Consider the following 13,129-nt stretch of genomic DNA (forward strand, 5'->3'; position numbering starts at 1 on the left):
TGGCTGAAAAAGGTCGCTTAGACCGGTTCCCGCGCCATGACAAGGCAAGTGTTCTGGCCGCCGAAGCCGAAGGAGCTCGACAGAACGGTGCGGACCTCGGCGTTGCGCTTCTTGTTCGGCACCACGTCGAGCACGATCGCGGGGTCGGGATTGTCATAGTTGATGGTCGGCGGAATGACGCTTTCGCGCATCGTCATCAGCGAGAAAGCCGCCTCGACAGCGCCCGCCGCCGACAGCGTGTGACCGATCATCGATTTGTTCGACGAGACCGGCATAGAGCCGATCCGCTCGCCGAACACCGTCGACAGCGCCAGATGCTCCATCTTGTCGTTTTCGGGCGTCGAGGTGCCGTGGGCATTGACGTAGTCGATCTCGTCTTCACCCAGTCCGGCATCGACGAGGGCGGCGCGGACCGCGGCGATGGCCGGTGAAGCGTCCGGTTTGGAGCGGGTGCGGTGGAAGTCGTCGGCCTTCTCGCCGCAACCGCCCAGGACGCCGAGAATAGTCGCGCCGCGAGCCAATGCCGTCTCAAGCGATTCCAACACCAGCGCCCCCGATCCCTCGGCCAACACGAAGCCGTCGCGATCCCTGGAGAAGGGTTTCGACGCCTTTTCGGGGATGTCGTTGTGCGTGGAGAGCGCCGAAAGCAATGAGAAACGGATCAATGCCTCGGCGGTCGCGGAACCGTCCGCGCCGATCGACAGCGCACGGTCGCATTCGCCGCGTCGGATCGCCTCGACACCGAGCTGAATCGCGGTGGCGCCTGAAGCGCAAGCCGTCGACAGCGTGATCGGCAGACCACGCGTGCCAAGGCGATCGGCAAGGCGGCCGGCGATCGAACCGAACTGGGTGGTCTCGAAAATATCCAGCTCTTTCAAGCTACGCGCGACCCGAAGCAGTCTTTCGGCGGCAGTGTCATCCTTGTCCTTGTCAGAATTGTAGAGCGAGAAGCGCTCGGCCCAGTCGAGTTCGACTGGCGGCGATGCGAGGAAGAGCGGTCCGCCGAAATCGCTGGAATCAAGACCGGCTTCGCTCACCGCTTCTAAGCCCGCAAGCTCGGCTAGCTCATAGGTGAGTGGGCTGGCGCCTTTCGAACTCGACGGCAGGAAATCGACCATGCCGGAGATGCGGGTGTTCAATTGATCGATGGGAAAGCGGGTGATCGGGTGAATGCCCGACTTGCCGGAGGTCAGTGCCGCCCAATTGTCTGATTTGCCGACGCCAAGCGAGGTCACCACGCCGATGCCGGTGACGGCGACGATCGGCCTGCCCATGTGATCTCTGAGATTGGCCATCCGGGAGCCCTCTTATCGTTGCAGCATGGATCGTGGAGCCGCGTTACGCGGCATTGACCAGCGCCATGCCCTCGAATTGGTGATAGCCGATCGCCGTTGCAAGGACGGATTGGGGAACGCCTTCGAACGGCGTCTCGGCTGCGGCATCAAAAACAGGATAGGCGGCCTTGCGGTCGACAGCGAGTGCCGCCAGTGCCACAGCGAAAGGAAACTGTGCTTCCTTCATGTGCCCGGTCAGCGTCGAGAAGCCACGCGCGGCGATCGCCGGATTGGCATCGAGCGCTGCCTTCTCGGCTGTTGTCGCCGCATGCGCCCCCGATGCGCCCGACAGGGTCAGCAATTTGCCGTTCGGCAATGCAGCCTGCTTGAGCAGTGCGGCGATCTCGGCGTCGAGTTCTCCCCGTGGCCGCCGGGCGCGGCCGGAGACGACCGGTCCAAGTTCTGCATAGATCTTGCGGCCGCGGCTCATCGCGTGTTCGCGCTGCTCCAGCACCAGGAAGGCGCCGCCGGAGCCGGTCACGACGCCACCGCCCTCAGTGCCCTGTCTTTGCCAAACCGGCTTCCATGGGCCGCGATGCAGATAGCTGGCGAGTTCATAGCCGAGCAGCATATCGGAATGTTCGGTCTGGAAGGCACCGCCGACCAGGATATGCGTCGACTGACCCGAGCGGATGCGTGCGGCGGCCGTTTCAACCGCGGCGACACCGGCACCTTCCTCGCCCATGAAGGTTCTGGACGAACCGGTGACCTTGTGGACGATGGAGATGTTGCCGGCGAGCAGGTTGGACAATTGGGCCAGAAACAGTGTCGGGCGCAATTCGGTGGTCAATTTCTCGTTGAGCAGTACATCGCGGTCATTGCGGCTTTCCGAAGCGGCGAGAATGGCGGCATCGACCGCCTCGTCGCGCTCGCCACCGCCCGCCGCCACAACCATGTCCATGGTCGCGCAGAGTTCGTCATTGCCCTTGATGCCGGCGTCGTCCAGTGCAAGGCCGGCAGCATAGGTGCCGAGCCTCTGCCAGGTTTCCATCTGGCGCTGATCGCCACGCTTGGCGATCTGCAGGTTCCAGTCGATCTCAGGCAGCGGATGGACAGTATAGGGTGCAAAGCGCGTCGCTTCGAGCACCGGCTGCGGGCCCGGTTGCGCGAGCTTCTGCCAGTGGGCGTCAGGACCTTCCCCCAGCGAGGAGACAAGGCCGATACCTGATATGACGACGTCGCGGGGGCTGCTCATGTGCGGCTTTGTGGGTCAGGCGGCAGAGCGCGTCAAGATCGTGGGATCAACTGACGTCAGGCGGTCTTGGCGGCGACCAGCGCGTCGATCTTGGCGCACAGGTTCTTCATGACGAAGTAATCGTCGGTCGAAGCCTTGCCGTCATTGACCTCCTGGGTCCACTTTTCCAGCGGCACCTTGATGCCGAATTCCTTGTCGATGGCAAAGACGATGTCGAGAAAATCGAGGCTGTCTATGCCGAGATCGTCAATCGTGTGGCTCTCGGGCGTGATGGTGTCGATATCGATCTCGCTGGTGTCGGCAATGATCTTGGCGACTTTGTCGAACGTGGTGGACAAGGGCTTTTCCTTCGGTTGCGGGCGGAATCTGTCCGCATCTTGTTTGGGCGCTGTCTAATCGGTTTTTTCCGGCAGGAAAAGGCCTGATACGCCGGGCGCAGATGGGTAGGTTTCCTTCGAAACGCAAGAAGGGCCGCCGGTTTACCCGGCGGCCCTTCTGTTGACGCAACGTCAGCCTTATTTCGATGCGTGTCGTTTTTCCAAAAGCGGAACACTTTTGGCGACATGCATCAGCTGTCGCGAAGCTTGACCAGATCGTTCAGCAGCCCGCCCGTTCCGTTGTGGACGGTCAGCCGCTCGACCTTGCCGGCGATGGTTTCCAGCGCCTCGAGCTCCTTCAGCCGCAGCATCACCGGGTTTTCCGCCATCACCCTGGCCGTGTTGAGGAGGGAACGGGTCGCGTTCGTCTCCTCGCGGCGACGGATGATGTTGGCCTCGGCCTGCTTTTCGGCCGACACCACCTGGTTGAGGATCTCGCGCATCTCGCCCGGCAGGATGACATCCTTGAGCGCGATATCGCTGACCTCCACGCCGATTTCGGCCATGTCGGCGCGGACCTTGGCTGCCGCTTCCTCATCGATCGTCACCTTCTTTTCGAGGATCTGATCGAGTGTCAGCGCGCCAAGCGTCTTGCGGAAGGCATATTGCAGGGCGCGGTAGAGGGCTTCGGAGAAGTCCTTCACCATGCTGACCGCCTTGACCGGATCGACGACCCGGTATTCGGCTGCGATGTTGACGCGGATCGTCACGCGATCCTTGGTCAGCACTTCCTGCCCGGCAACGTCGAGCGACTGGCGCTTGAGGTCGACGACCTTGATCTGCACCATGCGTCCGACGTTCCAGAAGCCATGCACGCCCGCCGTCAGCGTCCTGACCAGGACACCGTCGATGAACAGCAGTCCGGCCTGACCATCGACGACCGGATGGACGGACATCAATTCCGCCTTCCGGGCCTGGCCGAGCCGGCGCATGATCGCCGCATCGATGGCGAGATCGACTGACGTGTCGATCAGCGTCACCTTCCACGGGCCGGCATCCGTCCACAGCACGAGCTTGCGGTCCGGTGCCAGCACGGCGTGCAGATTGCCGTCACGCTCGATGACGGCGACATCCGTGCGCCCGGTGCGAACGACGGTGAAATGACGCGCGGCCACATCCGGAAGCTTGTCGAACAACGCCTTCTCGTATGCCGAAACGAATTCCGGGTTCTTCAGATCGTGCCGAGACACTTCGAGGCTGCCGCGCCGGTTGGCGAGCCAGTGCTCGCCCGGCAGCAGGACAGCCTTGATCTCCCCCTTGTGGAGGGCGAGGGCGCGTTCGTTTTCCCTTACGAGGACGCGCTCGCGCCCAAGAACCTTGTCGAGAATGGTCATTGTCTTACTCCTGTCGGGCATGGCCCCATGCGAGGCGTCACGTCATGCGTCGATCTTCCCTTCGTTTCTCGTTTCACGTCGTCTCTTGCGTCGTAGCCCGGGCACGAATGATCCGGGGACTGGTGGCATCGAGCCGTGGCGGGCCTTCGGGAGCGGATCGCGGGGCAGCGAAGCGGGCGCAGGAGGCCTTAGCCTCCCTTGCCGGCGACACCGCGCCTTGATCGTCACCGCGGGCCTGGCCGCGAGCCGATGGCGAAAGACGCTTGGGATGATCCGCGCCCGAAGGCTTGGGTCACCCGTCCAGTCTTTCGCATTCCAGTCCCCGGACCGTTTTTCGGATGGCTTTTCAAGGCCAATGGAGAAGGAATCGAACCTTCGACAGTCAGATTAACAATCTGATGCTCTAACCAAACTGAGCTATCCGTGGTGCAGATGAAGGGACTCGAACCCACAACCTCCGGATTATGTCCGGCGCTCTCCCAGTTGAGCTACATCCGCGATCCCAATCCCCAAAGCGGCGCCGTATACAGGGCGGCAATGCCGCCTGCACGGGCGGAGACGAAAGCTCCAACCGTTGTGCTCGCTTCGGTTCTCGTGACCGGGAGCGCGCCTATAGCCCCTGCGACGGGTTGTCGCAAGCGGCATTGTCACGGCGAATTTGCGGCTTCTTTCAACGGTGGCATTTCAGCAACACCGCTTTCGGCGTCAGCGATCGCGCAGCACGCTCAGAAGGTGACGCGGCCGAGCACGCGCAGGCCATCGCCTTGCGGCTCGACGACGACGGCCTCACCTTCGCGCGGTGAGATGCCGGTCAGTGCCACGATGTCTTCCAGATGGGTGACCATGACCAGATTGTCGGAGCCGGAATAGGCGCGGATTTCCTTCAGGATCGCAGCGATCTGCGCGGCCTTCTGCGTCTCGTCGCCTTTCAGGAGATCGAGCGGTGCAAAGAGTTCCGGGTCGGCCTCGAAGGCGATGCGGGCGGTGTCGAGGCAGCGGCAATAGCGGCTGGACAGCACGCGCTCGATCGGTGCCGCCCGAGCGGCAAACAGAGCGCCGATCTTGCTCGCCTGCTGCTTGCCGCGCGCCGACAGGTTCATCTGGGTGGCGCAGCTGTCGATGTCGAAATTGGCCGGATCGGTGGTGCCGGTGACCATGGCATGGCGCAGCAGCACGACGTGTCCGCCATCGCGCAGCAGCGCCCAGCCTGCATCCGTGGCGTGCGCCACGCCGGGAACAACAAGCAGGAACAACGCCAAGGCAAATCGAATCATCCGCTATCCTTCTGCGGTTCCCGGCAAGGGGTTCCGGTGGCAGGACATATAGGGACGGTAAAGCCGGCCGAAAGACAAGGCGCGGTGGGCGAGAAGCGTAGACGGTGAGAGGGATGGCATGGTGTAGCCGGCTTCGGTAAAACCCTGCTTGGCGTTCTCGAAGAATCCGATCGCCTTTTGATATTCGGCCTTGCCGCCGCCATAGCTGGCCCGATTCCAACTGACATCCCCGAGATTGTTCTGCGCGAAGGCCATTGCATCGGAAGGCTTCCCTGGTGAATACCTTCAGCGTCGCCGTGAATGCGGCCTCGATCGGTGACGCTGCGCGCGTCGCTTTTCGTCTCGGCAACTGCAAGCGCGGTCGCGGCAAGACAAAGCAGTGCGGCGACGAAAGCCGTCAGCCATGCCCGCTGCAAAAGACTGAGGTTCGAGAGTCGGACAAAGGCCATTTGTCGTTCGTGTCCGCCCTGATGATCCAAGCCCTCTATAACGCTGCCAGCCGACGATGATCAAATTCAGGCGCGATTGCGTCGCGGTCCTGGCTCGCCTATCACGGGGAACCCGCCCCTCACGGTAAAAATGTCTCCGCTCACCGAAACCGTTCTTTTCGTCTTCAGCCTTGTCGCGCTCGGCTACCTCGCCGGGCTCACCGGCTATCTGAAGCCGGCGAGCGGCGAGGGGATTTCGGAATTTGCCATCAACGTGGCGATGCCGCTGCTGCTGTTCCAGACGATGGTGAAGTCCGACTTCCATGGCGTGGCGCCTTGGCCGCTGTGGGGCGCTTACTTCACGGCGGTTGCAATGACATGGGCTGCCGGCCATCTGGTGACGACGCGGATCTTCGGGCGGGACGCACGCGCAGGCATCGTCGGTGGAGTGTCGTCGTCCTTCTCGAATGTGGTGCTGCTGGGCATTCCCTTCGTTCTCGGCGTATTCGGGTCCAGGGGATTCGAAGTGCTGTCGCTGCTCGTTTCCGTGCATCTGCCGACCATGATGATGGCTTCGATCATCATGTTCGAGATATTTGGCCGCGGTGGCAGTGAGCCCGTACACCCGCTGCGCATCGTCCAGAGCTTTCTGAGAAGACTGTTCACCAATCCCCTGATCATCGGTATCCTGGCCGGGCTGGCCTGGCGCCTAACCGGCGCGCCGCTGCCGAACCTTGCCACGCGGCTGGTCGATACGCTGGCTGACACTGCCGGGCCAGTGGCGCTGTTCGCCATGGGGCTCAGCCTGCGCCGTTTCGGCATATCGGGCAATGTCCGGCCGGCGTTGGCGCTTTCGGTGCTGAAGCTGTTCCTGATGCCGGCGCTGGTGCTGGTCTTCGTCTGGTTGCTCGGCATGCCGCCCTTGACGGCCAAGGTGGCGGTGATGGTGGCCGCGATGCCATCCGGCGTCAATTCCTATCTGATCGCGGTGCAGTTCAACACCGGCCAGGCGTTGGCGTCGAACCAGATGACCCTCGCCACGGCCTGCGCCGCCGTCACCACCGCGTTCTGGCTGACTGTTGTCTTGTACGTTTTCGGGTAAGGCATCGGTGTAAGCACGTCAGCCTGCTCTCGTCTCGCTCTGGCCCAAGCCCTATATGCCATCTTGCGATTGCTTGCGTGCCTTGCCCTCGGTAAAGAGCAGTGGCTCCGGCGTGCCGGCCTCAGTCCATGGCGCACGCGCACCGAAGATTTCACAGACCCGCCCGTCAGGGCGCCGAACGGAGGATAGCATGCTTCAGAAAACCAGCCATTTCATGCGGCAGGCCAATCTCATCAATGGCGAATGGGTGCAGGCCGACAGCGGCCAGACGGTCGACGTCAACAACCCGGCCACCGGTCTCAAGATCGGCACCGTGCCGAAGTCGGGCAAGGCCGAGACCCGCCGCGCCATCGAAGCCGCCGCGGAAGCTTTCAAGACCTGGCGCAAGACGACCGCGCTCGAGCGCTCGAAGCTGCTGCGCAAGCTGCACGACGCGATGATGGACAATCAGGACGTACTGGCCGAACTGCTGACTATCGAGCAGGGCAAGTCGCTGTTCGAATCGAAGGGCGAGATCGGCTCGGCCGCGTCCTACATATTGTGGTTCGCCGAGGAAGGTCGCCGCACCTATGGCGACGTCGTGCCCTCGCCATGGGCGGACCGCCGCATCCTGGTGACCAAGGAGCCGGTTGGCGTCATCGCCGCCATCACGCCGTGGAATTTTCCGTCCTCGATGCTGGCCCGCAAGCTCGGCCCGGCGCTCGCCGCCGGCTGCACCGCCGTGGTCAAGCCTGCGTCGCAGACGCCGTATTCGGGTCTCGCCTGGGGCGCGCTTGCAGAGGAAGTCGGGTTCCCCAAGGGCGTCGTCAACATCCTGACCGGTTCGGCCAGCGAGATCGGCGACGAGATCTGCGCCAATCCGCTGGTGTCGAAGATCACTTTCACCGGCTCGACCGAGGTCGGCAAGCTTCTCATCCAGAAGTCGTCGGTCACCGTCAAGAAGGTGTCGATGGAACTCGGCGGCAACGCGCCGTTCATCGTTTTCGACGACGCCGACCTCGAGCGTGCCGTCGCCGGCGCCATCACCGCCAAGTACCGCAATTCCGGCCAGACCTGCGTTTGCACCAACCGCTTCCTTGTCCAGGCAGGTGTCTATGACAAGTTCGTCGAGAAGCTCGCTGCCGCCAGCAACGCGCTGAAGGTCGGCTCCGGCCTCGAGGACGGCGTGCAGCAGGGGCCGCTGATCGACGAGAAGGCGGTCGAGAAGGTCGAGGAACTGATCGCCGACGCCACATCAAAGGGCGGCAAGATCGTTGCCGGCGGCAAGCGCCATGCGCTCGGCGGTTCGTTCTTCCAGCCGACGGTCATCGCCAACGCGACACCCAAGATGCGCTTCATGAAGGAAGAGATCTTTGGCCCGGTCGCACCGGTGTTCAAGTTCGAGACCGAAGAGGAAGCCGTCGCCCTCGCCAACGACACCGAATTCGGCCTTGCCTGCTACTTCTACACCGGTGACCTCGGCCGCGCCTTCCGAGTGATGGAAGGGCTGAAATACGGCATGGTCGGGGTCAATGAAGGCCTCATCACCACGCCGGAAGCGCCGTTCGGCGGCGTCAAGGAATCCGGCCTCGGCAAGGAAGGCGGGCATCAGGGCATCGAGGATTATCTCGACACCAAATATGTCTGCATCGGCGGCCTCGGCCTCTGATAGGCTATCCCTGAGATGGGGAGGCCGATGGCCTGCCCATCTCTCATGGAAAAACCAGCCGAAGTCTTCTGGATCAACTGGCATTTACGGGCATGGCGATGAAGGACGGCGAGGTTTTCGGCACGACGCAGGCTGGCGAGCAGGTGCGTCGCTTCACGATCAGGGGCGGCGGCATCACAGCCAATATCATCGGTCTGGGCGCGATCATCCAGGATTTGCGCCTGACCGGGCACGATGCTCCGCTGGTGCTCGGCTATGACAGTCTGGAAGGCTACGAGACGGATACGGCCTTCTTCGGTGCGGTCGTCGGCCGCTATGCCAACCGCATCCGCGACGGCCGCTTCACCATTGGCGGCAGCCGCTACCAGACCGAGCAAAACTTCCTCGACAAGCATACGCTGCATGGCGGCTCGCAAGGTTACTCCCACCGGCCGTGGACGGTTTCCTTGCATGGCAGAGATTTCGTCACGCTGACGCTGCACGATCCCGACGGCACGATGGGTTTTCCCGGCGCGCTCGACGTCACCTGCACCTACCGGCTGAAGATCCCCGGCACGCTCAGCGTCGAGCTGACCGCCACCTGCGAGGAGCCGACGCTGTGCAATCTCACCCAGCATTCCTATTTCAACCTGGATGATGGCGGCGCAGGCGACATTCTCGACCACAGGATGATGCTGAATGCCGGCGCCTACCTGCCGGTCGATGGCGACATGATCCCCACAGGCGTGGTCAAGCCGGTTGACGGCACGCCATTCGATTTCCGCCAGGCGCGGCCGCTGCGCATGGAAACCGAGGGTGATCAACTGCCCTACGACCAGAATTTCTGCCTTGCTTCGGCACGCGGGCCGCTCAAGCAGGCGGCATGGACGCAAGGCGCCAGTTCCGGTGTCGAGATGGAGGTCTGGACCACCGAGCCCGGCGTCCAGCTCTATACCGGCCAGTATGTGACGCCGCGCACCGGGCTGGAAGCGCGGAACTACAAGGCCTTTTGCGGCTTCTGCCTGGAGCCGCAGATTTGGCCGGACGCGCCGAACCGGCCTTATTTCCCGCAAGCAACGCTGTGGCCGGGCGCGATCTACCACCACGTCACGGAATACAGGTTCCGCCTGCCCTAGTTTTCCGACCTTAGCCTTCGAAAGCCGCCCGCAGCGTCTCGAACGGCGCCAGCGCGCCGCGCACTTGCACCACGGCGGCGGCGACACGATGCGCACGGCGCGCGGCTTCCTGCGGGTCGTGGCCGGCAAGACGAGCCGCAAGATAGCCGCCGTTGAACGAATCGCCGGCGCCGGTCGTATCGGCGGGGGCAACGACATGGATCGCCGGGACTTCGCGTAGTGTTTCTCCTTGGGCAATCAGGGCGGGCTGCTCGCCGTTCTTGACGACGACCTCGCTAACCAGTTGCCCGAGTCGCTTTGCGGTCGCTTGCGGTGTTGCATCGCCAAACAGCATCTGCTCGTCGGGGAAAGTCGGCAATGCGATGTCGGTGGCGGCAAGGGCTTCGACGATCGCTGCCTGTGCATTCTCGCGATTGCGCCAAAGCCGCGGCCGGTAGTTGGGATCGAAGGCGACAAGTGAACCGGCCGAGCGCGCCTTGGCGACGGCCGCCAGCAATACGGCGCGCGCGGCCTCATCCAGAATTGCCAAAGTGATTCCGGAAAAATAGACAAGCGCCTGATTTACCAGGTTTTTCGACAATGCAACCGGGTCTGAGGCGAGCTGCCGCGCGGCGGCGTCGCCGCGCCAGTAGGTGAAGGAACGCTCGGCCCCGGTCAGCGTGATGGCATAGAGGCCAGGCCGTGCGCCCGCTATGATCGGGCTGGAGCCGATGCCGATGCCGTTCTGGCCTAAGAAATCGATCTGGGCTTGCGAGAACGGATCGTCGCCGAAGGCCGAGACATAGGTTGCCGGCCGCTCAGTGCTCAGCGCGTGCAGCGCCCACAGCGTGTTGAACGTGTCGCCGGCAAAGCCCATGCGCCAGTTCGGTCCGGTCTGGCCCGACAGTTCGAGCATGCATTCGCCGATCGAGGCGACGCCGGTTCCCGCCATCTACAATCCTCCAGTGCTTCCCGGTGCTGTAGCTTTTTGCCATCGGCAGCGCCATGCTTGGCAAGCAGGGTTTTTTCCGCCACAGCGTTTTCCCACAGGCTGGCGGGATGCGATCCGTTCGGCAGAGCGTTGTCTGCAGAAGAGGAACCGGTTTGGCATCGATATGGCGTTATCTTCTGGCGGGTCTTGGTCTGGCTGCCTTGCTGGTCGGCATTCTCGCGGTCGTCTTCCTGACGGCGCCGCGTTCGTCGCTGCCAGCCGGCCCGGATGTCGCGCGGACGAAGAAAACCGACAACGGGCTGTACGTGGCGAGTTTCGTGCCGGAACGGGGCGTGGTGCGGCAGGGCGAACTGGAATCCTGGCTGCTGACCCTGAAGACAAAGACAGGGGCTTCGGTGGAGCGCGCCGCGATCGCCATCTCCGGCGGCATGCCGCAACACAATCACGGCCTGCCGACCAGCCCGCAGGTCACCGATTACCTGGGCGAAGGCCGTTACCGCATCGAAGGGCTGAAATTCACCATGAGCGGCTGGTGGCAACTTCGTTTCGCCATCTCATCCGGCGCCGGCTCCGATACCGTACTGTTCAACGTGGTGCTGTGAGCGATCGATGAAGCGCCTTTTCCGCTTTCTGGCGCTGATGGTCGCCGTCGTCCTCGTGGGCTGCGGCAAGCCTGATTTTTCCGACGCAGAAAAGAAGACTATCGCTTCGCTGGCGCTGTCGTCGCTGCCGGCGCTCAAGGCCGACACCACCAATCGTTTTGCCGACGTGCCGGCGGCCGCCGCACTCGGCTCGACGCTGTTCTTCGATCAGGGCATGAGCGGTGACGGGTCGGTATCCTGTTCGACCTGCCACAAGATCGACCGCCAGTTCCAGGACGACCTGCCGCAGGCGGTCGGCGTCGGCCACACCAACCGGCGCACCATGCCGCTGGCCGGCGTGGCGCACGATCCCTGGTTCTTCTGGGATGGCCGTCGCGACAGCCTGTGGGCGCAAGCGTTGACGCCGCTCGAAAATCCGCTGGAGCAGGCGGGAAACCGCGCTGCCTACGCGCATTACATCAAGGCGCGCTTCGGCGAGCGCTATGAGCGCATTTTTGGGCCGCTGCCCGATTTTTCCGGCATGCCGTTGAATGCCAGCCCACTTGGAAACGATGCCGAGAAAGCAGCCTGGAATGCCATGAGCAGCGCGCAGCGCGACGCCATCAACGGTGTCTTCGTCAATATCGGCAAGGCGATTGCCGCCTTCGAACGCTCGATAGCGCCCACGCCCGCGCGCTTCGACCGCTTTGCGCTGGACCTCGCCACCGGTGCCGAGCCGAAGGGCGACGCAGTCTTTTCCAAACAAGAAGTCCTTGGGCTTAAACTGTTCATCGGCAAGGCCAATTGCGTGACCTGTCACAACGGCCCGCGCTTCACCGACAACAGCTTTCACAACACCGGCGTGCCGCCTGTTGCGGGCCTGCCGCCGGATCGCGGCCGCATCGATGCCGTGCACCAAGTCGAGGCCGACCCGTTCAACTGCCTTGGCGCCTATCGGGACGGCGACGTTGCCGCCTGCGGCGAACTGCGCTTCATGGTCAAGAATGCGCCACAACTCATCCGCGCCTACAAGACGCCGTCTCTGCGCGGAGCGGCAACGCGACCGCCCTATATGCATGCCGGGCAGTTTTCGTCGCTCGACGAGGTCGTGGCGCATTATGCGAAGGCCGCGCCCAGCGTCGAAGGGGTATCAGAGGTTCACCCGTTGGAGCTTTCAGACCGAGAACGCGCTGCTCTGGTGGCGTTCTTGAAGACGCTTTCGGAGTGATCTACCGATCCTTCACGGTCTCCATCGCCACAAAGGTCGAGGTCTGGGCGACATGGGGCAGGGCCGAGATGCGCTCGCCGAGGACGCGGCGGTAGGCGGCGATGTCCCTGGTGCGGACTTTCAGCAGATAATCGAAGCTCGATGCCATCATGTGGCACTGTTCGATCTCCGGCACAGCCTGTACGGACCGGTTGAAGGCGTCGAGCGCGGCGGATCTGGTGTCGGACAATTTCACCTGGACGAATGCGACATGGCCTTCGCCCATGCGCTCGCGGTCGACGATCGCCTGGTAGCCTCTGATATAGCCGTCCTTCTCAAGCCGCTTCACCCGCGCCTGCACCGGCGTCTTCGACAGGCCGACCTTTGCGGCCAGTTCTGACATGGAAAGCCGGCCATCGCTTGCAAGTGCGGCCAGGATATTCCGATCTATGCGGTCCAATTGGTCTTCTGTCATCGAAATCGCAGTCCAAATGTCAATTATATGCCGCTATAATAGATCGAGTGACCTGCAATGTCGATTTCTTTGGACCGGCCGAAATTTTGCACTTGTGCTAGCTTGCGCCATTCGGTCCGGTGACCGCC

General features: G+C 62.8%; 14 protein-coding genes and 2 tRNA genes. 6 read left to right on the top strand and 10 right to left on the bottom strand.

The features are described from left to right. Positions 1 to 17: 17 nt before the first annotated feature. From RPF88_RS05400 to RPF88_RS05435, 8 genes are all read right to left on the bottom strand, one after another. Positions 18 to 1,295: a beta-ketoacyl-ACP synthase gene (locus RPF88_RS05400; protein ID WP_013531223.1), complete on the bottom strand. Its 1,278-nt coding sequence runs from the start codon at positions 1,293 to 1,295 to the stop codon at positions 18 to 20. Between the two features lie 43 nt (positions 1,296 to 1,338). After that, a complete protein-coding gene (locus tag RPF88_RS05405) occupies positions 1,339 to 2,529 on the bottom strand; it encodes a beta-ketoacyl-ACP synthase (protein ID WP_027160472.1) in 1,191 nt (396 codons plus the stop codon). Positions 2,530 to 2,585: 56 nt separating this feature from the next. Further along, the gene (locus RPF88_RS05410) at positions 2,586 to 2,867 is read right to left on the bottom strand and encodes an acyl carrier protein (RefSeq protein ID WP_010909964.1); all 282 of its coding nucleotides are present in this window, start codon (positions 2,865 to 2,867) and stop codon (positions 2,586 to 2,588) included. A 230-nt stretch (positions 2,868 to 3,097) separates the two neighbouring features. Further along, entirely contained in the window at positions 3,098 to 4,240 is a 1,143-nt protein-coding gene (locus tag RPF88_RS05415) for a slipin family protein (RefSeq protein WP_027160471.1), read from the bottom strand. Positions 4,241 to 4,592: 352 nt separating this feature from the next. Then, positions 4,593 to 4,662: transfer RNA gene (locus tag RPF88_RS05420), tRNA-Asn, on the bottom strand. Positions 4,663 to 4,664: 2 nt separating this feature from the next. Next, a tRNA-Tyr gene (locus RPF88_RS05425) sits at positions 4,665 to 4,738 on the bottom strand. Between the two features lie 227 nt (positions 4,739 to 4,965). Beyond that, positions 4,966 to 5,514: a histidine phosphatase family protein gene (locus RPF88_RS05430; RefSeq protein WP_064993694.1), complete on the bottom strand. Its 549-nt coding sequence runs from the start codon at positions 5,512 to 5,514 to the stop codon at positions 4,966 to 4,968. 3 nt (positions 5,515 to 5,517) lie between these two features. Beyond that, positions 5,518 to 5,769, bottom strand: coding sequence for a hypothetical protein (locus RPF88_RS05435; RefSeq protein WP_024501274.1), 252 nt, complete (start codon positions 5,767 to 5,769; stop codon positions 5,518 to 5,520). 20 nt (positions 5,770 to 5,789) lie between these two features. Here RPF88_RS05435 and RPF88_RS05440 point away from each other — a divergent pair, with 20 nt between their 5' ends. From RPF88_RS05440 to RPF88_RS05455, 4 genes are all read left to right on the top strand, one after another. Then, positions 5,790 to 6,023 carry a hypothetical protein gene (locus RPF88_RS05440; RefSeq protein WP_032898557.1) on the top strand — a complete coding sequence of 78 codons (234 nt, stop codon included), beginning with the start codon at positions 5,790 to 5,792 and terminating at the stop codon, positions 6,021 to 6,023. A gap of 70 nt (positions 6,024 to 6,093) precedes the next feature. Further along, on the top strand, positions 6,094 to 7,044 hold the full coding sequence (locus RPF88_RS05445) for an AEC family transporter (RefSeq protein ID WP_127369760.1): 951 nt from the start codon (positions 6,094 to 6,096) through the stop codon (positions 7,042 to 7,044). Positions 7,045 to 7,234: 190 nt separating this feature from the next. After that, complete coding sequence (locus RPF88_RS05450; protein WP_013531228.1) at positions 7,235 to 8,692, top strand: NAD-dependent succinate-semialdehyde dehydrogenase; 1,458 nt, start codon at positions 7,235 to 7,237, stop codon at positions 8,690 to 8,692. A 92-nt stretch (positions 8,693 to 8,784) separates the two neighbouring features. Then, the gene (locus tag RPF88_RS05455; protein ID WP_337121882.1) at positions 8,785 to 9,807 is read left to right on the top strand and encodes an aldose epimerase family protein; all 1,023 of its coding nucleotides are present in this window, start codon (positions 8,785 to 8,787) and stop codon (positions 9,805 to 9,807) included. A 10-nt stretch (positions 9,808 to 9,817) separates the two neighbouring features. Here the strand turns inward: RPF88_RS05455 and RPF88_RS05460 are convergent, their stop codons facing one another. Next, the gene (locus tag RPF88_RS05460; RefSeq protein ID WP_337121883.1) at positions 9,818 to 10,738 is read right to left on the bottom strand and encodes a sugar kinase; all 921 of its coding nucleotides are present in this window, start codon (positions 10,736 to 10,738) and stop codon (positions 9,818 to 9,820) included. 152 nt (positions 10,739 to 10,890) lie between these two features. Between RPF88_RS05460 and RPF88_RS05465 the strand changes: the two genes are divergently transcribed. Next, complete coding sequence (locus RPF88_RS05465; RefSeq protein ID WP_024503807.1) at positions 10,891 to 11,340, top strand: FixH family protein; 450 nt, start codon at positions 10,891 to 10,893, stop codon at positions 11,338 to 11,340. Positions 11,341 to 11,347: 7 nt separating this feature from the next. Then, positions 11,348 to 12,547: a cytochrome-c peroxidase gene (locus tag RPF88_RS05470; RefSeq protein ID WP_337121884.1), complete on the top strand. Its 1,200-nt coding sequence runs from the start codon at positions 11,348 to 11,350 to the stop codon at positions 12,545 to 12,547. A gap of 1 nt (position 12,548) precedes the next feature. On the opposite strand, the gene RPF88_RS05475 is transcribed toward RPF88_RS05470, so the two are convergent. Further along, positions 12,549 to 13,001 (bottom strand): Lrp/AsnC family transcriptional regulator, encoded by a 453-nt coding sequence (locus RPF88_RS05475; RefSeq protein WP_013531233.1) that lies wholly within the window; start codon positions 12,999 to 13,001, stop codon positions 12,549 to 12,551. Positions 13,002 to 13,129: the final 128 nt, after the last annotated feature.

Origin of the sequence: Mesorhizobium sp. ISC11 (assembly GCF_037162595.1) — a bacterium.
GTDB lineage: Bacteria > Pseudomonadota > Alphaproteobacteria > Rhizobiales > Rhizobiaceae > Mesorhizobium > Mesorhizobium ciceri.